Raw genomic sequence first — 23,524 nt, 5'->3', positions numbered from 1 at the left:
TTATAAATTTTTAAAATAGTTTTTTAAAACTACGTCATTTATTTCTTTCGGAGTAAATATCTCCATTATTTTTGGTTGTGCTGATTTTGTATAAAAATCGTTCAATCCTATTGTTAATTCTTCTAAATTTGAAACAGCAATGTAATCAAACCCATGCATTTTTGACAAATGCTGTGCCGTTAAACTATGTGGTGTTTCAAAATAATTTGCTGCATTTGTTGTTAACGGACCAGGAATAAATCTAAAAATTCCGCCACCAGCATTATTTAAAATAATAATTCTAAAATTAGTTTTAATATTGGTATTCCATAAAGCGTTACTATCATAAAAAAAACTTAAATCACCTGTTATAAAAGTAGTTTGTTGTTTATCTACAAATGCTGCTCCAATAGCGGTACTTGTACTACCGTCAATTCCACTAGTTCCTCTATTGCAAAAAACACGTAATGTATTATTTAAATTAAATAACTGAGAATATCTAATAATTGAACTATTACTTATTTGAAGCTGAGAATAATTTGGTATAACTTTTAAAATAGCTTCGAAAGCTTTTAAATCGGAATATTCACAAACTTCTAAATAATTTTTATGCTGTATTTCTCTTTCTTGATTTATTTTTAACCAATTTTGCTGATACTTACTTACTGATTTTTGAGTTTCAATAATTAATTTATCTAAAAAAACTACTGGTTTTTCTTGAATAAATTCAGATAAACATTGATACGTATCCATCGCTTTAAATAAATCAATATGCCAATGATGTAATGGTTTAGCCTTTCTTAAAATTTGTTTTATTTTTTTAGAAATAACCATCCCTCCTAAAGTAATTAATACTTCAGGTTTAAAAGTTGTAAAATCAGTTTTCGTTAACGGAAAAATCAGTTTATCAATTGCATTTATAAATTTCGGATGATATAAATTTGATGTCGTTTCTGTTAAAATTAAAACCGATTCATCTATTGCAAATTCATTTAAAATTTCTTGTAATGATTCATCAGGAAAATTACTTCCTACTAAAATCATTTTTTTAGAAGATGAATTCCAAATTTCTGATAATTTTTGATAATCAACAAAAGGTTCTGATGCTGTTTTAATAATACTTGGAAAATCAAACTTTTTTAATGTATCAATAGTTTCATACAAAGGCTCATCAAAAGGAACATTTATATGTATAGGGCCTTTTTTAAACACAGCGTTTTGCAAAGCTTCATTTAATAAATTTGTATTATTTATTAATTGATTTTCAGCTTCTATTAAATTAGCCGAAAATAAAATATGATTTTCAAATACATTTTCTTGACGAATAGTTTGTCCATCGCCAATATCAATTAAATGTTTGGGTCTATCCGCAGAAATAACCACTAACGGAATATTACTATAAAAAGCCTCCGCTATCGCGGGATAATAATTTAACAATGCCGAACCTGAAGAACAAATCATTGCTACAGGTTTTTGCTTCTGTTGTGCAATTCCCATAGCAAAAAAAGCAGCACAACGCTCATCAACAACACTCAAAGTTTCTATATCTGGATGATTTACAAAACCAATCGTTAACGGAGCGTTTCTTGATCCTGGAGAAATAACAACAGTATCAATATTAAATTGATGACATGCCGAAATAACTAATTGCGCAAGTTCTTTTTTTGGATACATAAAATTTTTAATAATTCATTATTTTATGAAAGGAAACTCCAAATCATATTAATTTGGAGTTCTGTATTCTTCTAATTCACCAAATTTAGTTGGTAGCCTAGCCCTGATTGAAACGGCATCCTTTTTGCTTTTTTCGGCAAAAAGATATAGTGTAAAGCAGGAAATAGCTTCTAATTATTTTTTTAATAACTAAGCAACTAAATTTATTAGTTTCCTTTTTGATAATCTGCTAAAAACTTAGCTAAACCACTATCTGTTAAAGGGTGTCTTAATAAACCTTCGATAGCACTTAAAGGACCTGTCATTACATCAGAACCTAATTTAGCACAATCAATAATATGCATTGTATGACGTACAGACGCTGCTAAAATTTGTGTTTCAAAACTATAATTATCATAAATAGTTCTAATTTCTGATATTAAATTTAATCCATCAGTAGAAATATCATCTAAGCGACCAATAAATGGCGAAACATAAGTTGCTCCTGCTTTGGCAGCTAATAACGCCTGACCCGCAGAAAACACTAAAGTTACGTTTGTTTTAATTCCTTTATCAGAAAAATATTTACACGCCTTAATTCCGTCTTTAATCATTGGTAATTTCACAACAATTTGAGGGTTTAAAGCTGCTAAAGCTTCTCCTTCTTTTACCATCCCTTCAAAATCGGTTGAAATAACCTCAGCAGAAACATCGCCTTCTACCAATTCACAAATAGCTTTGTAATGGTTGATAATGTTTTCTTGTCCTGTAATTCCTTCTTTTGCCATTAAAGATGGATTGGTTGTTACACCGTCTAAAATACCTAAAGCTTGTGCTTCTTTAATTTGCTCTAAATTCGCTGTATCAATAAAAAATTTCATCTGTATATATGTTATGTGGTTAAATTAACTTGAATTAAAAACCTATTTTTGACTTTGCAGAATATTACTTGCAAATTTACAATTTATAATGGTTCATTAATAATTTTTGATACATTTTATCTGGCAATATTCGTTTTAAAACGATGGAAAATTTCTCCATAAAACCGCCGATTTTGTAATGTATTTTCGGATTCTTATTTTCAATAATTTGATGTATTGCTTTTGCCATTACTATCGGATTCATTCCTGAATTAACATCACCATCAATTACTGCTAAGTTTTCAGAATACTTTTGTTTGTAAGCAGAATCTTCATAAACTGGCGTATGATATCTTCCTGCGGCAATATTCGTAGCAAAATCTCCTGGCGCAACATTAATCATCTTAATTCCAAAGCTTTTAACTTCCATACTCAAGGCTTCTGTAACCAATTCTAAAGCGCCTTTACTTGCAGAATAAATTCCTCTAAACGGCAATCCCATGTATCCAGCAATAGAAGTTACGTTAATTACAACTCCTGATTTTTGCTTTCTCATTTGTGGTAATACGGCTTTTACAACATCAATAGCTCCAAAAAAATTGGTATCAAAATTAGCGCGCATTTCATCAGTTGGTGTATCTTCAATTGACCCTGTAATTCCTTTTCCTGCATTATTTATTAATACATCTATCCTACCCTCTTTTTGTATAACGGTATCAATTGCGGTTTGTATTGTAGAAGCATCTGTAACATCTAAAGCAACCATAGAAAAAGGTGACTTCAATTTATTTGAATTTCTACTAGTTCCGTAAACTGTATAATTTTTATCGTGTAAATATGTTGCAATTGCTTTTCCGATTCCAGAAGAAGCACCTGTTATTAATATAACTTTTGACATTGACCTAATTTTATACAAATATCAGAAAGTTCACCATAATAAAGAAAGAGTTTAATCACTTATCTTTGCAATTCTTATTTAAGAATAGATTTATTATGAGTAAAAAATTAATAATTAACGGTTTATTACTTCTTATCAGTTGTAATGTATTAGCACAGACTTCCTTATTTGATGAAACCAAAAATTTTACACGTCAAGATAGTTTACGTGGCACAATTACGCCTGAAAGAATTTGGTGGAATTTAACCTACTATCATTTAGATATTACTGTAAATCCTGATAAAAAATTTATCAGCGGAAAAAATACGGTACAATACACCGTTTTAAAACCCAGTCTTATTTTACAAATTGATTTACAAGCTCCTTTAAAAATTACGAAAGTAATTCAGAATGGAAAAAAATTAAAAGTAGTTTCTGATGGAAATGCTCATTTTATTCATTTAAAAAAGCATCAAAAAGTAGGCTCTGTTCATTCATTAGATATTTACTACAAAGGGCATCCGAAAGTAGCTAAAAATGCGCCTTGGGATGGTGGTTTTACATGGAAAAAAGATAACAACGGAAATCATTTTGTAGCTACTTCTTGCCAAGGTTTGGGCGCAAGTGTTTGGTGGCCAAACAAAGATCACATGTACGATGAAGTAGATAGTATGGCAATTAGCGTGCGTGTTCCTAAAAACTTGATGAATGTTTCTAACGGAAAATTACGTAAAACAGAACAACATAAAGACAATACTACAACCTATCATTGGTTTGTAAATAATCCGATTAATAACTATGGCGTAAATGTAAATATTGGTGATTATGTTCATTTTTCAGAAAAATATAATGGTGAAGCTGGTCTTTTAGATATGGATTATTACGTATTACGAGATAATTTATCAAAAGCAAAAAAGCAGTTTAAAGATGCGCCTAAAATGATGAAAGCTTTTGAATATTGGTTTGGGAAATATCCTTTTTATAAAGACGGATACAAATTAGTTGAAGCACCTTATTTAGGGATGGAACATCAAAGTTCGGTTACTTACGGAAATAAGTATCAAAATGGTTATTTAGGACGTGATTTATCAAAAACTGGTTGGGGTTTAAAATTCGATTTTATTATTATTCATGAATCTGGACACGAATGGTTTGCCAATAACATTACAAATATTGATATTGCAGATATGTGGATTCATGAGAGTTTTACAGCTTATTCTGAAAGTTTGTTTTTAGATTATTATTACGGTAAAAAAGCAGCTTCTGAATATGTAATTGGAACTCGTAAAAGTATTCAAAATGATATTCCTATTATTGGGCAATACGATGTAAATAGCGAAGGTTCTGGAGATATGTATTATAAAGGTGCAAATATGCTACACACCATTAGAACTTTAATTAATAATGATAAAAAATGGCGACAAGTTTTACGTGGATTAAATTCGGTTTTTTATCATCAAACAGTAAATACAAAACAAGTTGAAAACTATTTAATTGAACAATCAGGATTAGATTTAACTTGTATTTTTAATCAGTATTTACGTACCGTTAAAATTCCTGTTTTTGAATATAAAATCAATAATAATAAAATTTCATATCGTTGGAATAATGTAATTGAAGGTTTTAATATGCCTCTAAATATTTTAGTTGATAAAAAAACTCAACAATTAATACCTACTAAAAATTGGCAAACCACAACAATTTCTTCGGATAAAATTACTGTTGATGAAAATTTTTATGTGAATATTAAAGATTTAAAATAAAACATTACAACAAAAAAACTCGTTACCATCGTAACGAGTTTTTTGTTTTTATCGATTAAAAAAATTACACCAACATTAATTTCTTTACAATATCAGCGCCCATTTCTTCATTAATCATTCTGATGATTTTATCTTTTCCGTAACCTAATTCCTCCCTTAAAACAGAAGATGATAAACGAACTATTAAAGTTCCGTTTTGTAATTTTATATCGCCTGTATAAGATGCCACACCTGCGCCCATTAACTTTACCCAAGCTTCGGAAATACGCATTTTCTGAAAACCTTTATTTAAACTTCCCTTTTCTATATAACTTCCTAATAAATCTTTAATTAAAAAACTGTCTTTTTCTTTTTTTGCCATATTTTACAATTTAAAAATTTGATATTCTTGATTACTATTTTTAAGCACGCTTTCCGTTCTATCAAAATGTGTATCGGTTATAAAAATTTGTCCAAAAGCATCATTATTTACCAAAGCTACAATTTGTGCGACTCTATTTTCATCTAATTTATCAAAAATATCATCTAATAATAAAATAGGTGTTACTTTTGATTGCTTTTTAATAAACTCAAACTGCGCTAATTTCAAGGCAATTAAGTACGATTTTTGTTGTCCTTGCGAACCAAATTTTTTAATTGGATATTCTCCAATTTCAAAACTCAAATCATCTTTATGAATTCCTGATGATGTATATTGTAACATCCTATCTTTTTCTAAACTTTTAGCAAACAAATCAGTTAAAGATGCATCATTTAATTGACTTTTATAACCTAAATTTACTTTTTCTTTTGCGCCTGATATAATTTGATGTTTCTCATTAAAAATAGGCAAAAACTCTTCTAAAAATGCTTTTCTTTTTTGATGAATAACGGTTCCGTATTCCACTAATTGTTCATCATATACTTTTAAATTTAAGGAATCAAAAGTTCTGTTTGCAACAAAATATTTTAACAAAGCATTTCGTTGACTAATAACTTTATTGTAAAAAATTAAGCATTGTAAATAAGTTTTATCTTGTTGAGAAATAACACCATCAATAAATTTTCGGCGTGTTTCGCTTCCTTCTACAATTAAATCTCTATCCGCAGGCGAAATAATAACAAGTGGTAACTGCCCAATATGCTCTGAGAATTTCTCGTAAGCTTTATCATTTCTTTTTAATATTTTTTTGACCTCTTTTTAAAGAACATAAAATCTTCTCTTTTCTGTCATTTAATTGATAAGTTCCTTCAATCATAAAAAAATCTTGACCATGCCTAATATTCTGTCCAGCAACCGAATTAAAATAACTTTTTGCAAAAGATAAATAATAAATAGCATCTAATACATTGGTTTTACCAATACCATTATTACCTACAAAACAGTTTATTTTCTTCTGAAAATCAAAAGATTGAGTTTCAATATTCTTAAAATTTACTAATGATATTTTTTGCAAGTACATGAATGAAAATTGTTTCAAAAAAGAAAGCGCAAATTATGTTTTTTTTAGCTAAAAAATCAATTTTTAAAATCCAATTTAAAAAGCTATTTTTGTTCCACAAATTTTTAAGCAATTATGGCTACATATAAGAAAAGAGGATACAAACCTAAAAAAGAAAAGATTGTAGAAGAAGTTGAAGAAAACTTTGATGAATCGCAAAGTACAACAGCTGAAGTATTTAATACTTTAGATGATACAGCGAATAAATCAGAGGAATGGATTGAAAAAAACAGCAAACCTTTATTTTTAGGATTAGTAACAGTTGCTGCTGTAATTTTAGGATATTTAGCTTACACTACATTTATTTCTGAGCCAAATGAACAAGAGGCTTCTAATGAATTAGCATATCCAAGAACATTTTTTGATAAAGCAACAACTTCAGCAGGTACTGCCGCGGATGCTTTATACAATACTGCTCTAACTGGTGGTGATGGAAAATATGGTTTTACAGATATTGCTAGTGAATTTAGCGGAACTAAAGCAGGGAATTTAGCAAATTATTATGCTGGTATTTCTTTCTTAAAGATGAAAAAATACGAAGAAGCGATTGAGTATTTAAGTAATTTTAGTTCTGAAGATGAATTATTAGGTCCTACAGCTTTAGGTGCTATTGGTGATGCTTTTGCTGATATCAATCAACCAGAAGATGCTTTAGCTTATTATCAAAAAGCAGCTAAAAAGAAAAGTAACGACTTTACTTCTCCTTTATTTTTATTCAAAGCAGCACAAACTGCAATGGCTTTAAAGGAATATAATACAGCTGAAAAATTATACACAAGCATCAAAGAAAAATATGCTACTACCGATCAAGGTAAAGATATTGAAAAATATATCAATAGCGCAAAATACGCTCAATAATGGCAACAACAAATTTATCATATTACGATAAAGCTTCAATCCCAAATGCGAAATCTTTTCGATTTGGGATTGTTGTTTCAGAATGGAATCCTGAAATTACAGAAAACCTACACAAAGGTGCTATTGAAGCATTTTTAGATTGTGGAGCAGAAAAAAACAATATTATTTCTTGGGATGTTCCTGGAAGTTTTGAATTAGTTTACGGATGTAAAAAAATGATTGAATCTCAAAAAGTAGATGCAGTTATTGCCATTGGAAATGTAATTCAGGGAGAAACAAAACACTTTGATTTTGTATGCGAAGGTGTTACACAAGGTATTGTAGATTTGAACATTAAATATGATGTTCCTGTAATTTTTTGTGTATTAACAGATAATACAAAACAACAATCATTAGATAGGTCTGGTGGAAAACTAGGTAATAAAGGTATTGAATGTGCCATTGCAGCTGTTAAAATGGCAGCTCTTAAAAACTTAGATAAACCTTCTAATTCTTTAGGGTTTTAAACCCTTAAAAAAACATTTAAAAGATTTATATAAAAAAGAACCAAGGTATTATACCTTTTGGTTCTTTTTTAACTTTAATTTAGCCTTAATTTTTGACAATTAATTCATAATTCAGTAACTTTGAGTTTCGTCTTAATTTGGTGTGATTGTTGTTACACTTCAGTATTCAAAAGCAGTGACTATGGGATTTATTAAAAAGGAAAATAAAAAATTCGATTACAAACCTACTTACTACAAAGGCGAGGGTAATCCCTATCAAGTAAAACATAAGTTTGATAAATACCGTACTACTGTTGGTAAATCAAAAGGCTTAAAAGGAAAATTTACAATGGCTATCAATGAATTTAAAAACTCTGAAAATGGCGGTTTTAATAGTACTATTATCATTTTAGTTGCTTTTTTTATACTTTTATTCTTGTTTTTTATCGATTTCGATCTTTCTATCTTTTTATCAAAAAATAACTAATGTCTGACATCATACAATTACTCCCTGATCATGTTGCAAATCAAATTGCTGCTGGTGAAGTAGTACAACGTCCTGCCTCTGTAGTTAAAGAGTTAGTCGAAAATTCAATTGATGCAGGTGCAAGTACTATAAAACTTTTAATAAAAGATGCTGGTAAAACTTTAATTCAAGTAATTGATGACGGTAAAGGAATGAGTATTACAGATGCTCGATTAAGTTTTGAGCGTCATGCAACTTCAAAAATTAGAGATGCTCAAGATTTATTTAACTTGAATACCAAAGGTTTTAGAGGTGAAGCTTTAGCTTCTGTTGCTGCAATTGCACATGTAGAGTTAAAAACAAAACAAGAAAACGAAGAACTTGGTTCTTTTATAAAAATAGCAGGAAGTAAAATTGTTTCTCAAGAAAGTATTTCAACTTCAAAAGGAACAAGTATTGCAGTTAAAAACTTATTTTATAATATTCCTGCACGTAGGAATTTCTTAAAATCTGATAGTATTGAAACTCGTCATATTGTAGATGAATTTCAAAGAGTCGCTTTAGCGCATCCTGATATTTCTTTTTTATTACAACACAACGATACGGAACTTTATCACCTTAAAAAAAGCAATTTACGTAAAAGAATTGTTGCTGTTTTTGGTAATAAAATGAACGAACGATTAGTTCCAATTTCTGAACAAACGGATATTCTTTCGATAAGAGGTTTTACGACAAAATCTGAATTTGCAAAGAAAAAACGTGGTGAACAGTACTTTTTTGTAAATAATCGTTTTATCAAAAGTTCATATTTAAACCATGCGGTTGTAATGGCTTTTGAAGGTTTGTTAGAAAGTGGGTCACATCCTTCTTATTTTTTATATTTAGAAGTACCACCAAATAGCATCGATATTAATATACATCCGACAAAAACGGAAATTAAATTTGATAACGAAAAAGTATTATATGCTATTTTACGTGCAACAATTAAACATAGCTTAGGACAATATAATGTAACGCCTGCCTTAGATTTTAGCAGAGATGCAAATTTAGATACGCCGTATGATTATAGCAAAAAGTCTTCGGATTCATCTAAACTCCCTCCAATTACTGTGGATCATAATTTTAATCCGTTTACAGCATCTCCAAGTTATCAAGAAAAACCTGATACTTCAAATTACTCAAACGAACAAAATATTTCAAACAAGTCGAGTGATTCAAATTCTGTAAGTTATCAATCTAATTTCAAAAAAGATACAGGCGATTGGGAAGCTTTATACACCAATAATAAATCGATAGACAATACAAAACAAGAACAACTTTTTGAGTCTCATCAAGAAACAGAAACGGGTAAAACCTTTCAAATTCAAAAAAAATATTTATTAAGTTCTATTAAATCAGGTGTCGTTTTAATCAATCAATCACTAGCACACCAACGTATTTTATACGAAGAATTTTTAGAAAACATTACTGTTAAAGAAGCTAGTAGTCAACAATTATTATTTCCTGTAAATATTTCTTTTTCTAAATCAGATATAGAAATGATTTATACTATAAAATCAGATTTAGAAAGTGCTGGTTTTATGTTTGATGAATTTACAAAAGAAAGTGTTATTATTCGTGGAATACCGACTTCAATTAGTGAGAGTCAAATCACCTTAATTTTAGAAGAATTATTAGACGATATTAAATTAGAAGTGCCTGATGCTAGTTTTAGTCATTTTGATGTAATGGCAAAATCTTTTGCAAAATCATTAGCACTAAAAACAGGAACAGTATTATCTATTAAAGAACAAGAAAACTTAGTAAATGATTTATTTTCTTGCAGAGAGCCTAACACATCACCATTTGGTAAACCTACGTTTAAAACATTAACCTTAAACGAAATTGATACCATTTTCAATAAATAAAAAATAATTATGGCTAAAATAACCGATGCTATAAAGCATTTAATAATCATTAACGTGATTATGTATTTTGCACCACAGCTTTTAAATTTAGATGTAACAAATATTTTCGCATTACATTATCCTGAGAACGAACATTTTGGAGCTTGGCAATATGTTACACATATTTTTATGCATGGAAGTCCTATGCATTTAATTTTTAACATGTATGCTTTATGGGCTTTTGGTACTCCTTTAGAACAAATGTGGGGTAAAAATAAATTCATTTTCTTTTATTTTTCAGCAGGTATAGGTGCGGGTTTAATATATACGCTTGTTAATTATTATCAGTTTAGCGGAATTTATGAGCAGTTAATTAACTTAGGAATATCACCTATTGAAATAAAAACACTTTTAAATACAGGACAATATAACGATACTTTAATTACACTTTCTAATGAAAAAATGAGTGAATTTTACAGCTTGTATCATACACCAGCTGTTGGTGCATCAGGAGCTGTTTATGGTATTTTAGTTGCCTTTGGATTAATGTTTCCTAATGCAAAACTAGCTTTGATATTTTTCCCAGTACCAATTGCTGCAAAATATTTTATCCCTTTAATGATTGCTGGTGATTTATTTTTTGGTGTAACAAAATATTCTATTGGTAATATTGCTCATTTTGCACATGTTGGAGGTGCTATTATTGGTTTTATCATCGCTTGGTATTGGAAAAAAAATCAAGAGAAAACTCATTAATTTAGTATATTAAATTGCGTTTAAGAAAAATAAAACTAATGGAAATTTTAAATACCTTAAAATATCGATTTAAAAATGCAGGTATTGTAGAGCAATTAATCTATATAAATCTTGCTGTATATATACTGGTTTTTATGACCAATATATTTCAATCAAATAATAGTTTTATTGTTCAATGGTTTTCTTTACCTGCTAATTTTGATGATTTTTTATCAAAACCATGGACAATTATTACCTATGGATTTGTACACACTAGCTTTATTCATATCTTATCAAACTTGTTTGCTTTATTTTATATAGGTCATTTTTTTAAACAATATTTTACATCAAAACAACTACTTAATTTCTATTTTTTAGGAACATTATTTGGAGGTATTATTTTTATTACTAGTTATAGTTTTATTCCAATTTTACAACAAGTTACCAATAATAGTATTTTATTAGGTGCATCCGCAGGTATTTCGGCTATTTTTATAGGAAGTGCCACTTATATGCCTAATTATGAATTAAAAATTCCTTTAATTGGCTATGTTAAATTATGGCAGTTAGCTTCTATTTGGGTTATTATCGACATATTACAAATACCTACTGATAATGCTGGTGGACACTTAGCACATATAGGTGGAGCTTTATTTGGTTTTTTATATGTTACAAAAGCAAGTAATAAAAAAATAACAATTTTTAAAACTAAAAAAACAGTTAATAAATTGTTCGATAAAAAAGAAAAACCTTTAAAAACAGTTTATAAATCTGGTAAAAAACCAACTACTAGAGTTTTTCAAAAAACAATAAATCAACAAGAAGTTGACGCTGTTTTAGATAAAATAAGTAAATCTGGCTATGACACCTTAACCCAAACCGAAAAAGAGTTTTTATTTAAACAAGGTAAATAATTAAATGAAAAAATATTCGATTGTACAAAAGTTATTATTTTTTATCAATTCAGTTTTTGCAACTGTTTTGTTACTTTCATATGCTTTACCTTACGTATCTCCTCAAATAATTCCTGCTGTTGCTGTTTTTAGTTTATTTGTACCTTTATTAATTATTTTAAATATAGGTTTCTTTATATATTGGTTACTTAAAGTTCATAAATACGCATTATTATCATTATTAATATTAGTCATCGGATGGTTTATATCTACTCCTCTTGTAATATTTTCAAATAAAGAAACTGTTTTAAATAATGATTTAAAAGTAATGAGCTACAATGTTCGTTTATTTAATTATTACAAACATCTTGATGATATTACTACTGAACAAAAAATATACGAATTTATTAATAATGAAAATCCTGATGTTATTGCTATGCAAGAGTTTTATCTATCAGAATTATTAGATATAAAACTCCCTTATAAATACATTAAAACAAAATCTAAAGCAGATAAATTTGGACTTGCTATTTATTCTAAATATCCTATTATAAATTCAGGTTCTTTAAACTTTAAAAAAAGTTCAAACAATACTATTTTTGTAGATATTGTTAAAAATAATGATACAATACGTGTATATAATGTTCATTTAGAATCATTAAAAGTAAATCCGAATAAAGAAAATTTTGGTGAAAAAGATTCTGAACGTTTATTTAAACGTTTAGCAAATGGTTTTGAAAAACAAGTATCACAAACTGAATTAATTTTACAACACGAGTATTCTTGGAAAAAGAAAAAAATTATATGTGGCGATTTTAATAATACTGCATATTCTTGGATATATCAAAAATTATCTAAAGATAAACAAGATGCCTTTTTAGAAGCTGGAATTGGTTTAGGTAAATCATTTAGATATGCATATCCAATGCGAATTGATTTTATTTTACCTGATAATAAAGCCACCATAAATCAATACAAAACATATAGTTCACTTAAATTATCTGACCACTATCCTATTATGACACGTTTACACTGGTAGTTTTTAATAGACTTTTAATTTATACTCTAAAAAATAATTATATCATTTTCATCATACAAAAATTTAAAAACCACTAGTAATACGTATATTGCTTTTTAAAAACTAACTATGAAACACTTTGATGTAGCTATTATTGGTAGTGGTCCTTCTGGGGCTTCAACTGCTTTTTACTTAGCTAAAAACGGAATTTCAACCGTCTTAATAGAAAAAGAAACATTACCTCGCTATAAAACCTGTGGAGGTGGTTTTGTTTTTAGAGGTCGTAAAGATTTACCTTTTGATATCTCTTCAGTTATTGAACGAGAATTTCATACAATAGATATTTATTTAGGTGAAAAATTACATTTTAAAACCCACAGAGAAGATCCTACCGTTACAATGATTATGAGAGATTCTTTCGATCATTTAATTGTAAAAAAAGCCAAAGAATTTGGAGTTACCTTATTGGAAGATCATAAGCTAAAAAAGCTAAATTTTTCTGAAGATAAAATAATTTTAGAAACCTCTCAAGGAGAAATTTCTGCAAAATTTGTAATTGCTGCTGATGGCGCTTTAAGTCCTACTGCTAAAATGGCAGGGTGGAAAGAAGATACTCGAAAGTTAATTCCTGCTTTAGAATATGAAGTAGAAGTTCCTGAAGAAGATTTTAATCGTTTAAAAGACGAAGTTCGTTTTGATATCGATGCGATTCCTTATGGATATGCTTGGAATTTCCCTAAGAAAAATCATTTATCTATTGGTGTTGCTTCTGCTCGTAGAACGAAAATAAATTTAAAAGAATATTATACTGAATATTTAAAAACAATCGGAATTACTACTATTCTTAGTGAATCGCAACATGGTTTTCAAATTCCTGTTGCTCCAAGAACAGATGGTTTTGTCAAGAACAATGTTTTTCTAATTGGTGATGCCGCTGGTTTTGCCGACCCTGTTACTGCCGAAGGAATTTCAAATGCTATTTACAGTGGTAAATTAGTTGCTGAAGCAATTATTGAAGCAAATTTAGACTCTGAAAAATCAGAAAAATTATACTTAGAAAAATTAGCAGAAAAATTACTTCCAGAATTAGAAACAGGATTGTATTTATCTAAATGGTTTTACGAACAAAAAACGCTTCGTAATATGGTACTTAAAAAATATGGTCAACATTTTAGTGAAGCAATGGCTGATGTTTTTCATGGAAAACGTTCTTATCCGAAAAACATTAAACAATCTATAAAAAATAAAATAACATCGTTAGTTTCTTTATCAGAAAAATAAATAAAAAAAGGACGTTTATATAAACGTCCTTTTTTATTTATTACAGAAAAAAAGAATTATTATTCTTTTCTAGTATTAAGCTTATTTAATTTCTCTTCATTCTTTTTAAGACTAGATTTCACTTTTAAAACTCTTGCTTCGTGCTTTTTTAGTTTCTCTTGAATCTTGGTAACTTTAGCTATTTTCTCATTATACTCAGCTTCGGTTATTTCTCCTGATTCTTTTTTAGCAGATAAACGTTCTTTTGTTCTTTTAATTTTATCAGCTGCATTAGTACTTCTTTTTTCGTAAAAAGATAATTTTTCTTTTTTATTATTTATTTTACTTTGGATAAAATTAGCCTTTTCATTTTTAAAATCTGCTTGTTTTTTCTTTAACGCTTCTTTTTTTCCTTTTACAGCTTGTTTATGATTCTTAAGTTTTTCTTTTAATTTAGGGTTATTTTTTAAATACGCCTTTCTTTCTTCAGAAGTCATATTTTTCATTTTTTCTTTATGCTCTCCTAAAATAGCTCTACGCTCAGCTTTTAACTCTTTTTTATCTGCTTTAAGCTCTTGCTTTTTAAGCTTTAATACTTCTTTTTGATCTTTAACTTCCAATCGTGTAGCTTTCATTTCTTCACGCTTAGCTTTCATTTCAACTTTTTTCTGTTGTCTCTTTTCTTTACGTGCTTCTTTTATTTCAGATCCTTTAGATTTTTGAGCATTACCTACTCCTACAAATGCAATTAATACTACTACTAATAAATATTTTGATAAGTTCATCTCTGTATTTTTTATAAGTTATCTAATTCATTTAAAGATTGATCAATTTCTTTAGCTTCTTTTTCTAAAGACTCTACTTCTTTATCTACCTTTTCTACTTCTTTATTCAATTCTAAATTTTGCTTTTTATTATCTTCTGATTTCTTGTCTACGCAAGCTGTCGAAAATAAAAATAATGCCGATGCTATTAAGATTATATTTTTCATAAAAAATTATTTTTGATAAGATAAATAAAAATACTTTGCAAATAATAACCTAATGTTATAATTTTATTATTTAAAAGATATCAATCCTAGTTTTTATAAACATTTTTAAGATGCAACATATCAATAGGATTAATTCCCAATCCTTGTATATTTTTTTGACTAAATCGAATTACCTCATCATAATATAAAGGAACAATTGGTGCTTCTTCAATAATAATACTATCCATTTTTTGATATAATTTATATCTCTTTTTTATATCAACTTCTTTTATTGATTCTTCATATAAAGCATCAAATTTATCATTTTTAAAGTGTGTATAATTTGGTCCATTAGGAATAAAATTTTCACTATAAAATAACGATAAATAATTTTCAGCATCAGGATAATCAGCAATCCAACTAGCTCTAAAAACAGGCAATTTACCATTTGCTTTTCCTTGTCTTAAAGTTGAAGGCGGAATTACATCAACCTTTATTTGTAAACCAATATTTTGTAATTGTCGTTGTATAAATTCGCATAAATCTAAATAATTACCATTTGTAGTAATTGTAATTTCAGGATTTTTATCGCCTGTTTCTTTAATATATTTAGTAATTAAAGCTCTTGCTTTTTCTGGTTGATAAGAATACCCTTTTTGATTATTAAATGAAGGTAAACCTTTAGGAATAAATCCACTTGTGGCAGGTATTCCAATTCCGTTACGTAAAAATTTAATCATTTTAACACGATCAAATCCATAATTTATAGCCTTACGAATTAATTTAGATTTTGTAGGATACTCATCACTTCCATCTAAATAAATGCCTAGATATTCTGTATTTAAATATGCACCTGTTTTCTTTACTATTTTATCAATATGTTTTTTTTTAAAACTACCATCAATATTTAAAATATCATCTTTATAAGAAGCATCTAAACTTTTCATAAAATCAAGATTCCCTTGAATAAACTGTAAATATTCACTTTGTTTGTCTGGTAAAAAAGTAATTGCAACAGCTTCTAAATATGGTAAGTTATTTCCTTTTATATCTTTTTCAAAATATAACAGATTTTTACGAAAAACTAACTTCGTATTTTCAACCCATAATTTAAATTGAAAAGCACCAGTTCCAATCGGGTTTGCTCTAAATGAATTTCCAAAATAATCGACTGCTTCTTTAGGAACTACCGAACAATATTTCATTGCTAATAATCCTAAAAAAGGCGGAAAAGCTTGTTTTAAATTAATAGTAAAAATAGAATCGTTTTCGGCTTTAAAGTTTTTTACATTTTGAAGAACCCAACCACCTGGTGAAGCTACTTTTTTTGATAATAATCTATCTAATGAATATTTAAAATCCGTAGCAATAACACTTCTTGTTGAGTCTTTACCAAATAAACTATGCTTATGAAATTTCACATCGTTTCTTAACGTAAATTTATAGGTTTTTCCATCTTCAGAAATAGACCATTTTTTAGCGATATCTGGCTGAATCTGTAAACTATCATCTAACTGAACCAAACCATTAAATAACTGATTTACTGCCCAAATATTGCGTTGATCTTTAGCAAAAGCAGGATCTAACGAAGTAATATTTGAATGTTCATTATAGCGAAAAACTTGTCTATCGGTAAATTTACTCGTTTGTTTAGTACAGGAATACATCCCTATAAAAAGAACGAATAAAATGAAATAATTATGCTTGCTTTCTTTTATTTTTGTAATATGATTTATCTGCAATGTATATCGTTTTAAAAACTTCAGCATAAGTAATGGAAGTATTTTTATTGGTTATTTTGAGCTCTTTTTTTAAATCGATTTCTTTTTCATCGATTACACGTTGTTTTATTTGTTGAATTTCAGCATCTGTAAAAATAAAATTAACATATGATGTTTCGCGTGCTGGTCTTTTAAATTTAATTTCGGCACTTTTATCCCAAACAACATAGTTTTTTCCTAAAATATTCATCAATTGAATCATAAAAATAGGATCCGTAGCTGAAAATAAACTTCCTCCGAAAATAGTACCGACATAATTTTTGTTCTTATAACTAATCGGAATTTTTATTTTTACGGTTAATAAATCATCAGAAACACTCATTATTTTACCAGTTGACCTTCGGTACATCGGAGAAATATTAAAACCATATTTAAAAATAGTATTTTGTTTAAAAAAACTACTTAAAATTCTTGAAATTGTTGCGTACATTTATTACTTATTAAATCCATATTCACGTTCTACTTTACAAATTCGCAATTGATATTTTTTATACCATTGTTCTCTTCCCATTTCTCTAGCTTCCATATGTTCAATATTATTTTTCCACTGAACAATTGCATCCAAATCTTCCCAGTATGAAACGGTAATTCCTACTTCTGAACGAGCAGATTCAATGCCTAAATATCCTTTTTGTTGTTTTGCGAGGGATTCCATTTTAATTGCCATCGCATCATATCCGTTTAAATTATCAGATAATACTGTTGTAAAAATAACCGCATAATATGGCGGATTTAAAGAATCTTCTATCATAAATTTAATTCATATTTTGTTTCAGGTAAGCCAATATCATCACTTATTGAATTTTTAACTACTTTAAAATTAAAACGTTTTAAAATTTTACTAGAAGCAATATTTTTATCAATAACATACGCTATAATTTTTTTCATTCCTACGGATTTACAATAACCAATCAATCCTTCACATAATTCAGTAGCATAACCTTTACCCCAATATTCTTGAATAAATCGATAACCAATTTCATCATCTTCTTTATTTTCAACATCTTTAATTAAACCTAAAGTACCTATAAAATGACCATCCGATTTTCTTTCTATTGCATAAATAAAAAAATCATTGCTTGGTTTTTCATATTTATTTATTAACGTGATTAATTCTTTTTCACATTCTAAAATTGTTTTAACCTCACCTGTTGCATATTGCAAAACTAAAGGGTTACTTTCTAGGCAATGAAAAGGTTTTAAGTCTGTAAAAATAAGTTTTCTAATGAGTAATCTTTCCGTTTCAAAAATCATGAATAAAATTGTAATTTTGTAGTTGATAAATGTACAAGAATGAACGCAGATAAAAAAGTAGCTTTTTATACTTTAGGATGTAAATTAAATTTTTCTGAAACTTCAACAATTGCTCGAAATTTTGAGAGTGAAGGTTTTGAACGTGTTGACTTTGATCAAAAAGCAGCAATCTATGTAATTAACACCTGTTCGGTTACAGATAATGCTGATAAACGTTTTAAATCGATTGTAAAAAATGCTTTAAAACAAAATGAGGATGCTTTTATAATTGGGGTTGGTTGTTATGCACAATTAAAACCTGAAGAATTAGCCAATGTAAATGGAGTTGATTTAGTATTAGGAGCTACCGAAAAATTTAATGTAACTAGTTATATTAACGATTTAACCAAAAATGATATTGGCGAGGTTCACTCGTGTGAAATTGAAGAAGCAGATTCTTATGTTGGCGCTTATTCTATTGGTGATCGTACCCGTGCATTTTTAAAAGTGCAAGATGGTTGTGATTATAAATGTACTTATTGTACAATTCCGTTAGCTCGTGGTATTTCTAGATCGGATACTTTAGATAATGTTTTAAAAAATGCCAAAGAAATTTCTGAAAAAGGAATTAAAGAAATCGTGTTAACTGGCGTTAATATTGGTGATTATGGAAAAGGTGAATTCGGAAATAAAAAACACGAACATACTTTTTTAGAATTAGTTAAAGAATTAGATGATGTTGAAGGAATTAAACGTTTACGTATTTCTTCTATTGAACCTAATTTATTAAAAGATGAAACAATTGATTTTGTTGCTAAATCTAAAACTTTTGTTCCTCATTTTCACATTCCGTTACAATCTGGTAGTGATGAATTATTGAAAAGAATGAAACGTCGTTACTTAACCCAAACATACACAAATAGAGTTACTCGAATAAAAGAAGTAATGCCTAATGCCTGTATAGGTGTTGATGTTATTGTTGGTTTTCCTGGAGAAACAGATGAGTTATTTTTAGAAACTTATAATTACTTGAACGAAATGGATATTTCCTATTTACATGTATTTACATATTCTGAAAGACCAAATACAGAAGCTGTTGGCATGGACGGAATAGTTCCTAAAAATGTACGAGCAAAACGAAGTAAAATGTTACGTGGTTTATCTGTTAAAAAACGTAGAGCATTTTATGAAACTCAAATAGGAAACACCTTAACGGCTTTATTTGAAAGTGAAAATAAAGAAGGATATATTCATGGTTTTACACAAAATTATGTAAAAGTTAAGACTCCTTGGAATCCTGAATTAGTAAATACCTTACACACCGTTACTTTAACTAAAATTGACGAAGACGGTTTAGTACGTTTTAACTTTGTTAAAAACAATGTTATTTCTTAAATTGTAAGTAGATTATTCAATCTTTTTTATAAATTTATTATAATCTATTATTGACGAATATTTTTTCGTTAATAATAGATTATAAATATTTTAAAAGATGATAAATACATAAAACAATGAAAAAAAATGCAATATACTTTGTACCAGGTTTAGCAGCTAATACCAAAATATTTGACCACCTTTCTTTATCCGAAGAAGATACTGAACTTCATTTTTTAGAATGGTTATTACCAACAACAATTGATGAAACTATTCAAAGTTATGCACAAAGAATGTGCGAAAATATTCATCATGAAAACCCTATTTTAGTTGGTGTTTCTTTTGGAGGAATACTTGTACAAGAAATGAGTAAAATTATTGATTGCAAAAAAGTAGTTATCATTTCAAGTATCAAAAATAATAAAGAACTTCCTAAAACCTTAAAATTAGCATTTGTAACTGGTGTTTATAAACTTTTTCCAACTAAAATAATTGCAAATATCGAAAGCTATGAACGTTACTTCTTTAATGATTACTTAAAAAAAAGAGCGCAATTATATAAAGTATATTTATCCGTAAGAGATAAAGACTATTTACAATGGGCAATTTATAATGTATTGCATTGGCAACAAGAAGAAGCATTACCAAATATAGTTCACATACACGGAAATGATGATGAAGTTTTTCCTTCAAAATATATTCAAAATTATATTGAAATTGAAAAAGGAACACATATTATGATTTTAAATAAAGCTAAAACTATTTCTAAAATTTTAGAAAAAGAATGTTTTAAATAGTTAACTTGTTAGAATTAAAAGAAAAAACCACTAATTAATCTAAAAAAATTAAAAGAAAATGAATAAATACATCCGATTTTTATCACTTATAACTATTGTTTTTGTGGCTGTCTTATTTACAAATACAATAAGCCAAGCAAACGAACCTGAAATAAAAAATGTAGCCGAAAGTTATGAAATTAGAGCCCTAAAAATACCTAGCTACATGGAACTGGCTGGAGAGCGTGTTCCTTTAGAAAAAGGAGATGTTAAAGAACATATGGATCGTGAATTATTAGTAAATACTTATTGGCAATCTAACGGATTACTATTGATTAAACGTGCTAATAAGTTTTTTCCTGTAATAGAGCCATTATTAAAAAAATATGGTATTCCTGATGATTTTAAATATTTATGTGTTGCTGAAAGTGCTTTGATTAATATTCCTTCATCAAAAGGTGCTGCTGGATATTGGCATTTTATGCCTGCTACTGGTCGTGAATATGGTTTAGAAGTAAATAAAAACGTAGATGAGCGTTATAATTTAGAAAAATCAACAAGAGTTGCTGCTGAATATTTAAAAAGAGCTAAGAAAAAATTAGGTTCTTGGACGCTAGCTGCAGCAGCATATAATGCAGGAAATGGTAGAATATCTCAACGATTAAAGCAACAAAAAGTTGATAACTATTACGATTTACTTTTAAATAGTGAAACAAGTAGATATGTTTTTAGAATTTTAGCTTTAAAAGAAGTATTAGGTAATCCTAGTAAATACGGCTTTGCATATGATCAAGATGATTTATACACCTACCCTAATACTTACGAAGTAAAAGTAGATACTACAATAACTAATATTACTAATTTTGCTAAAAAGCATCAAGTTACTTATAAAGATTTAAAAATAGTAAATCCTTGGCTACGAGAATCAAGATTAAATAATAAGAGTAGAAAAACATACACAATAAAAATACCAATGAATTAATTTTATAGTATTTTTTAATAAACTAAAAAGTAATAGAAAATTAGAATATTCTAATTTTCTATTACTTTTTTTACTCTACCTACAATTCCAGAAGTTAATTGAACTTTAATTCCATGAGGGTGATTTGCAGAGTTCGTTAACAACCTACTAACAATACCTAATGTTAGTTCTCCTGTTCTCTGATGATTTTTCTGCACAACTTCAACAGAAGCTCCTATTTTGATATCTTTTCTATTTGTTCCATCTTTCATAAAAATAAATTTAGTTTTTAAAAAGAAGAAAACCTATCAATAAATTGATAGGCTTCTTTTAAAAAGTTTACTCTGGTAATAATATATATTATAATACTCTTACGTCAACAGCGTTTAATCCTTTTCTTCCTTCTTGTAATTCGAATTCAACTTCGTCATTCTCACGAATTTCGTCGATTAATCCTGAAACATGTACAAAATGTTCTTTGTTTGATCCTTCTTCTGTAATAAATCCAAATCCTTTTGACTCGTTGAAGAACTTTACGGTACCTTTACTCATAATATAAAAAATATATGTTGCTTACTTAATTGATAGCAACGTTAATAGTAATGCAAATGTAGTGCCAAATTTCCAAAATCAATGTAATTAATTGATTTTATTATAATTATATTTTTAAAACACCTTTTTACACTTCTTTTCAATAGAAATAGAAGTCTATTTTTTAATAAAATTATAAAAATAAAGAAGCCTATCAATAAATTGATAGGCTTTTTTAAAAAGTTTACTCTGGTAATAAAATATATATTATAATACTCTTACGTCAACAGCGTTTAATCCTTTTTTTCCTTCTTGTAATTCGAATTCAACTTCGTCATTCTCACGAATTTCGTCGATTAATCCTGAAACACGTACAAAATGTTCTTTGTTTGATCCTTCTTCTGTAATAAATCCAAATCCTTTTGACTCGTTGAAGAATTTTACGGTACCTCTATTCATAATAAAAAATTGTATGTTACTTACTTAAGTGCAGGTAACGTTTATTGAGTTGCAAATGTAATACTATTTTTTTTTAAATAGAGGTAAATATTTGATTTTATTATTATGTTTTTAAAACTCCTTTTTTCTAAAATAATAAACTTCTAAAAACAAAAAACCTATCAAAATAAATTGATAGGCTTCTTTAAAAAGTTTACTCTGGTAATAATATATATATTATAATACTCTTACGTCAACAGCGTTTAATCCTTTTCTTCCTTCTTGTAATTCGAATTCAACTTCGTCATTCTCACGAATTTCGTCGATTAATCCTGAAACATGTACAAAATGTTCTTTGTTTGATCCTTCTTCTGTAATAAATCCAAATCCTTTTGACTCATTGAAGAATTTTACGGTACCTCTATTCATAATAAAAAATTATATGTTATTTACTTTAGTGTAAACAACGTTTATTCAAATGCAAATGTAATGCCAAATTTTTAAAATCAAAAAAAATATTTTGTTTTATTGTATTTTTTATTCAAAAAGATAATTAGAAGCTATTCCCGCTTTCCGCACTCGCTTTTTTTTGAAGAAAAATCAAAAAAAGAGCTCAAACAATTGCTTCAATCGGGGCTAAAAACCTATAATACACTTTATAAAATCCTTACAAAAATTAAAATTTGTGAGGATTTTTTATATATTATTTATTTCAGTTTAGGGCAAAAAAAAACCTCAATCTTTATAGATTGAGGTTTAAAAGAAAGGCAACGACCTACTCTCCCACCATTGGCAGTACCATCGGCGCAAATGGGCTTAACTTCTCTGTTCGGGATGGAAAGAGGTGAGCCCCATTGCGATAATCACCTTAAATCGTTTCAGTATATTTCAACTGTATAAGTTAACATATTGGTAAAAATTATATCGTAAATAATCAAAAGAGTTGGTGCTTGCGCCCTTTCGAGCGCAAGACTTCTACATAAGCCTATGGGTTATTAGTAATACTCGGCTATGACATTACTGCCTTTACACCTGTATCCTATCAACGTGGTAATCTTCCACGACCCTTTAAAGAAATCTCATCTTGTGGTGGGTTTCGCGCTTATATGCTTTCAGCGCTTATCCCTTCCCAACGTAGCTACTCTGCAATGCTCCTGGCGGAACAACAGATACACCAGAGGTTAGTTCAACTCGGTCCTCTCGTACTAAAGTCAAATCCACTCAAATTTCTAACGCCCACAGCAGA

Annotated in this window: 26 protein-coding genes, 2 rRNA genes and 1 pseudogene (1 of these 29 running past the window's edge); 12 read left to right on the top strand and 17 right to left on the bottom strand. The window is 28.3% G+C overall.

The window, feature by feature from the left end; all coding sequences use genetic code 11:
* The 3 genes from menD to PG913_RS04070 all read right to left on the bottom strand — a co-directional run bounded on the left by menD (position 1) and on the right by PG913_RS04070 (position 3,390).
* Positions 1–1,653 carry a 2-succinyl-5-enolpyruvyl-6-hydroxy-3-cyclohexene-1-carboxylic-acid synthase gene (menD, locus tag PG913_RS04080; RefSeq protein WP_271231735.1) on the bottom strand — a complete coding sequence of 551 codons (1,653 nt, stop codon included), beginning with the start codon at positions 1,651–1,653 and terminating at the stop codon, positions 1–3.
* A gap of 206 nt (positions 1,654–1,859) precedes the next feature.
* Positions 1,860–2,513, bottom strand: coding sequence for a fructose-6-phosphate aldolase (gene fsa, locus PG913_RS04075; protein ID WP_271231734.1), 654 nt, complete (start codon positions 2,511–2,513; stop codon positions 1,860–1,862).
* A 76-nt stretch (positions 2,514–2,589) separates the two neighbouring features.
* On the bottom strand, positions 2,590–3,390 hold the full coding sequence (locus PG913_RS04070) for an SDR family oxidoreductase (RefSeq protein WP_271231733.1): 801 nt from the start codon (positions 3,388–3,390) through the stop codon (positions 2,590–2,592).
* Positions 3,391–3,485: 95 nt separating this feature from the next.
* Here PG913_RS04070 and PG913_RS04065 point away from each other — a divergent pair, with 95 nt between their 5' ends.
* Positions 3,486–5,132, top strand: coding sequence for a M1 family metallopeptidase (locus PG913_RS04065; RefSeq protein ID WP_271231732.1), 1,647 nt, complete (start codon positions 3,486–3,488; stop codon positions 5,130–5,132).
* Positions 5,133–5,196: 64 nt separating this feature from the next.
* On the opposite strand, the gene PG913_RS04060 is transcribed toward PG913_RS04065, so the two are convergent.
* A complete protein-coding gene (locus PG913_RS04060; RefSeq protein WP_271231731.1) occupies positions 5,197–5,493 on the bottom strand; it encodes a DUF721 domain-containing protein in 297 nt (98 codons plus the stop codon).
* Positions 5,494–5,496: 3 nt separating this feature from the next.
* A pseudogene (gene recF / locus PG913_RS04055) lies at positions 5,497–6,574 on the bottom strand (DNA replication/repair protein RecF).
* A gap of 114 nt (positions 6,575–6,688) precedes the next feature.
* On the opposite strand from recF, the gene PG913_RS04050 reads away from it, so the two are divergent.
* The 8 genes from PG913_RS04050 (at position 6,689) to PG913_RS04015 (ending at position 14,235) form a co-directional block, all read left to right on the top strand.
* Positions 6,689–7,471, top strand: a complete 783-nt coding sequence (locus PG913_RS04050) for a tetratricopeptide repeat protein (protein WP_271231730.1) — start codon at positions 6,689–6,691, stop codon at positions 7,469–7,471.
* Entirely contained in the window at positions 7,471–7,977 is a 507-nt protein-coding gene (gene ribH / locus PG913_RS04045; RefSeq protein WP_271231729.1) for a 6,7-dimethyl-8-ribityllumazine synthase, read from the top strand. The genes PG913_RS04050 and ribH overlap by 1 nt, the downstream gene beginning before the upstream one ends.
* A 181-nt stretch (positions 7,978–8,158) precedes the next feature.
* A complete protein-coding gene (locus tag PG913_RS04040; protein ID WP_271231728.1) occupies positions 8,159–8,443 on the top strand; it encodes a riboflavin synthase subunit beta in 285 nt (94 codons plus the stop codon).
* The gene (gene mutL, locus PG913_RS04035; RefSeq protein ID WP_271231727.1) at positions 8,443–10,329 is read left to right on the top strand and encodes a DNA mismatch repair endonuclease MutL; all 1,887 of its coding nucleotides are present in this window, start codon (positions 8,443–8,445) and stop codon (positions 10,327–10,329) included. Before PG913_RS04040 ends, mutL begins: the two co-directional genes overlap by 1 nt.
* 9 nt (positions 10,330–10,338) lie before the next feature.
* Positions 10,339–11,064 (top strand): rhomboid family intramembrane serine protease, encoded by a 726-nt coding sequence (locus PG913_RS04030; RefSeq protein ID WP_271231726.1) that lies wholly within the window; start codon positions 10,339–10,341, stop codon positions 11,062–11,064.
* A 38-nt stretch (positions 11,065–11,102) separates the two neighbouring features.
* The gene (locus PG913_RS04025) at positions 11,103–11,957 is read left to right on the top strand and encodes a rhomboid family intramembrane serine protease (RefSeq protein WP_271231725.1); all 855 of its coding nucleotides are present in this window, start codon (positions 11,103–11,105) and stop codon (positions 11,955–11,957) included.
* Positions 11,958–11,961: 4 nt separating this feature from the next.
* Positions 11,962–12,975, top strand: a complete 1,014-nt coding sequence (locus tag PG913_RS04020) for an endonuclease/exonuclease/phosphatase family protein (protein ID WP_271231724.1) — start codon at positions 11,962–11,964, stop codon at positions 12,973–12,975.
* A 108-nt stretch (positions 12,976–13,083) separates the two neighbouring features.
* The gene (locus PG913_RS04015) at positions 13,084–14,235 is read left to right on the top strand and encodes a geranylgeranyl reductase family protein (RefSeq protein ID WP_271231723.1); all 1,152 of its coding nucleotides are present in this window, start codon (positions 13,084–13,086) and stop codon (positions 14,233–14,235) included.
* 59 nt (positions 14,236–14,294) lie between these two features.
* Here the strand turns inward: PG913_RS04015 and PG913_RS04010 are convergent, their stop codons facing one another.
* The 6 genes from PG913_RS04010 to PG913_RS03985 form a co-directional block, all read right to left on the bottom strand.
* Complete coding sequence (locus PG913_RS04010; protein ID WP_271231722.1) at positions 14,295–14,999, bottom strand: coiled-coil domain-containing protein; 705 nt, start codon at positions 14,997–14,999, stop codon at positions 14,295–14,297.
* Positions 15,000–15,010: 11 nt separating this feature from the next.
* Positions 15,011–15,205: a hypothetical protein gene (locus PG913_RS04005; RefSeq protein ID WP_271231721.1), complete on the bottom strand. Its 195-nt coding sequence runs from the start codon at positions 15,203–15,205 to the stop codon at positions 15,011–15,013.
* An 86-nt stretch (positions 15,206–15,291) separates the two neighbouring features.
* Complete coding sequence (locus PG913_RS04000) at positions 15,292–16,851, bottom strand: ABC transporter substrate-binding protein (protein ID WP_271232127.1); 1,560 nt, start codon at positions 16,849–16,851, stop codon at positions 15,292–15,294.
* Between the two features lie 31 nt (positions 16,852–16,882).
* Entirely contained in the window at positions 16,883–17,395 is a 513-nt protein-coding gene (locus tag PG913_RS03995) for a PaaI family thioesterase (protein WP_271231720.1), read from the bottom strand.
* 3 nt (positions 17,396–17,398) lie between these two features.
* Positions 17,399–17,716 carry an antibiotic biosynthesis monooxygenase family protein gene (locus PG913_RS03990; protein ID WP_271231719.1) on the bottom strand — a complete coding sequence of 106 codons (318 nt, stop codon included), beginning with the start codon at positions 17,714–17,716 and terminating at the stop codon, positions 17,399–17,401.
* Positions 17,713–18,219, bottom strand: coding sequence for a GNAT family N-acetyltransferase (locus PG913_RS03985; protein ID WP_271231718.1), 507 nt, complete (start codon positions 18,217–18,219; stop codon positions 17,713–17,715). The genes PG913_RS03990 and PG913_RS03985 overlap by 4 nt, the downstream gene beginning before the upstream one ends.
* A gap of 39 nt (positions 18,220–18,258) precedes the next feature.
* Here PG913_RS03985 and mtaB point away from each other — a divergent pair, with 39 nt between their 5' ends.
* The 3 genes from mtaB (at position 18,259) to PG913_RS03970 (ending at position 21,330) form a co-directional block, all read left to right on the top strand.
* Positions 18,259–19,593, top strand: a complete 1,335-nt coding sequence (gene mtaB / locus PG913_RS03980) for a tRNA (N(6)-L-threonylcarbamoyladenosine(37)-C(2))-methylthiotransferase MtaB (protein WP_271231717.1) — start codon at positions 18,259–18,261, stop codon at positions 19,591–19,593.
* Between the two features lie 116 nt (positions 19,594–19,709).
* On the top strand, positions 19,710–20,369 hold the full coding sequence (locus PG913_RS03975) for an alpha/beta hydrolase (RefSeq protein WP_271231716.1): 660 nt from the start codon (positions 19,710–19,712) through the stop codon (positions 20,367–20,369).
* 58 nt (positions 20,370–20,427) lie between these two features.
* On the top strand, positions 20,428–21,330 hold the full coding sequence (locus tag PG913_RS03970; protein WP_271231715.1) for a lytic transglycosylase domain-containing protein: 903 nt from the start codon (positions 20,428–20,430) through the stop codon (positions 21,328–21,330).
* Between the two features lie 50 nt (positions 21,331–21,380).
* On the opposite strand, the gene PG913_RS03965 is transcribed toward PG913_RS03970, so the two are convergent.
* From PG913_RS03965 to PG913_RS03940, 6 genes are all read right to left on the bottom strand, one after another.
* A complete protein-coding gene (locus PG913_RS03965) occupies positions 21,381–21,581 on the bottom strand; it encodes a YwbE family protein (RefSeq protein WP_271231714.1) in 201 nt (66 codons plus the stop codon).
* Between the two features lie 88 nt (positions 21,582–21,669).
* Entirely contained in the window at positions 21,670–21,861 is a 192-nt protein-coding gene (locus PG913_RS03960; RefSeq protein WP_271231713.1) for a cold-shock protein, read from the bottom strand.
* Positions 21,862–22,107: 246 nt separating this feature from the next.
* On the bottom strand, positions 22,108–22,299 hold the full coding sequence (locus tag PG913_RS03955; RefSeq protein WP_271231712.1) for a cold-shock protein: 192 nt from the start codon (positions 22,297–22,299) through the stop codon (positions 22,108–22,110).
* Between the two features lie 216 nt (positions 22,300–22,515).
* On the bottom strand, positions 22,516–22,707 hold the full coding sequence (locus PG913_RS03950) for a cold-shock protein (protein ID WP_271231711.1): 192 nt from the start codon (positions 22,705–22,707) through the stop codon (positions 22,516–22,518).
* Positions 22,708–23,040: 333 nt separating this feature from the next.
* A 5S ribosomal RNA gene (gene rrf / locus PG913_RS03945) occupies positions 23,041–23,149 on the bottom strand.
* A gap of 105 nt (positions 23,150–23,254) precedes the next feature.
* Positions 23,255–23,524 (bottom strand): 23S ribosomal RNA (locus PG913_RS03940); it runs 2,606 nt beyond the window's last position.

Source organism: Tenacibaculum pacificus (genome assembly GCF_027941775.1).
GTDB lineage: Bacteria > Bacteroidota > Bacteroidia > Flavobacteriales > Flavobacteriaceae > Polaribacter > Polaribacter pacificus_A.
The sequence above is the reverse complement of the archived record's forward strand: the minus strand, read 5'-3'. Positions and strand labels throughout refer to the sequence as shown.

What these genes read in the sequence shown, in the direction of transcription:
- menD (WP_271231735.1), bottom strand. Translation starts at nt 1,653, where the DNA reads ATGTATCCAAAAAAAGAACTTGCGCAATTAGTTATTTCGGCATGTCAT.
- ribH (WP_271231729.1), top strand. Translation starts at nt 7,471, where the DNA reads ATGGCAACAACAAATTTATCATATTACGATAAAGCTTCAATCCCAAAT.
- PG913_RS04030 (WP_271231726.1), top strand. Translation starts at nt 10,339, where the DNA reads ATGGCTAAAATAACCGATGCTATAAAGCATTTAATAATCATTAACGTG.
- fsa (WP_271231734.1), bottom strand. Translation starts at nt 2,513, where the DNA reads ATGAAATTTTTTATTGATACAGCGAATTTAGAGCAAATTAAAGAAGCA.
- PG913_RS03955 (WP_271231712.1), bottom strand. Translation starts at nt 22,299, where the DNA reads ATGAATAGAGGTACCGTAAAATTCTTCAACGAGTCAAAAGGATTTGGA.
- PG913_RS04000 (WP_271232127.1), bottom strand. Translation starts at nt 16,851, where the DNA reads ATGTATTCCTGTACTAAACAAACGAGTAAATTTACCGATAGACAAGTT.
- PG913_RS04005 (WP_271231721.1), bottom strand. Translation starts at nt 15,205, where the DNA reads ATGAAAAATATAATCTTAATAGCATCGGCATTATTTTTATTTTCGACA.
- PG913_RS04015 (WP_271231723.1), top strand. Translation starts at nt 13,084, where the DNA reads ATGAAACACTTTGATGTAGCTATTATTGGTAGTGGTCCTTCTGGGGCT.
- PG913_RS03990 (WP_271231719.1), bottom strand. Translation starts at nt 17,716, where the DNA reads ATGATAGAAGATTCTTTAAATCCGCCATATTATGCGGTTATTTTTACA.
- mutL (WP_271231727.1), top strand. Translation starts at nt 8,443, where the DNA reads ATGTCTGACATCATACAATTACTCCCTGATCATGTTGCAAATCAAATT.
- PG913_RS04070 (WP_271231733.1), bottom strand. Translation starts at nt 3,390, where the DNA reads ATGTCAAAAGTTATATTAATAACAGGTGCTTCTTCTGGAATCGGAAAA.
- PG913_RS04020 (WP_271231724.1), top strand. Translation starts at nt 11,962, where the DNA reads ATGAAAAAATATTCGATTGTACAAAAGTTATTATTTTTTATCAATTCA.
- mtaB (WP_271231717.1), top strand. Translation starts at nt 18,259, where the DNA reads ATGAACGCAGATAAAAAAGTAGCTTTTTATACTTTAGGATGTAAATTA.
- PG913_RS03985 (WP_271231718.1), bottom strand. Translation starts at nt 18,219, where the DNA reads ATGATTTTTGAAACGGAAAGATTACTCATTAGAAAACTTATTTTTACA.
- PG913_RS04040 (WP_271231728.1), top strand. Translation starts at nt 8,159, where the DNA reads ATGGGATTTATTAAAAAGGAAAATAAAAAATTCGATTACAAACCTACT.
- PG913_RS03995 (WP_271231720.1), bottom strand. Translation starts at nt 17,395, where the DNA reads ATGTACGCAACAATTTCAAGAATTTTAAGTAGTTTTTTTAAACAAAAT.
- PG913_RS04010 (WP_271231722.1), bottom strand. Translation starts at nt 14,999, where the DNA reads ATGAACTTATCAAAATATTTATTAGTAGTAGTATTAATTGCATTTGTA.
- PG913_RS03960 (WP_271231713.1), bottom strand. Translation starts at nt 21,861, where the DNA reads ATGAGTAAAGGTACCGTAAAGTTCTTCAACGAGTCAAAAGGATTTGGA.
- PG913_RS04065 (WP_271231732.1), top strand. Translation starts at nt 3,486, where the DNA reads ATGAGTAAAAAATTAATAATTAACGGTTTATTACTTCTTATCAGTTGT.
- PG913_RS03975 (WP_271231716.1), top strand. Translation starts at nt 19,710, where the DNA reads ATGAAAAAAAATGCAATATACTTTGTACCAGGTTTAGCAGCTAATACC.
- PG913_RS04025 (WP_271231725.1), top strand. Translation starts at nt 11,103, where the DNA reads ATGGAAATTTTAAATACCTTAAAATATCGATTTAAAAATGCAGGTATT.
- PG913_RS04060 (WP_271231731.1), bottom strand. Translation starts at nt 5,493, where the DNA reads ATGGCAAAAAAAGAAAAAGACAGTTTTTTAATTAAAGATTTATTAGGA.
- PG913_RS03970 (WP_271231715.1), top strand. Translation starts at nt 20,428, where the DNA reads ATGAATAAATACATCCGATTTTTATCACTTATAACTATTGTTTTTGTG.
- PG913_RS03950 (WP_271231711.1), bottom strand. Translation starts at nt 22,707, where the DNA reads ATGAATAGAGGTACCGTAAAATTCTTCAATGAGTCAAAAGGATTTGGA.
- PG913_RS04050 (WP_271231730.1), top strand. Translation starts at nt 6,689, where the DNA reads ATGGCTACATATAAGAAAAGAGGATACAAACCTAAAAAAGAAAAGATT.
- PG913_RS03965 (WP_271231714.1), bottom strand. Translation starts at nt 21,581, where the DNA reads ATGAAAGATGGAACAAATAGAAAAGATATCAAAATAGGAGCTTCTGTT.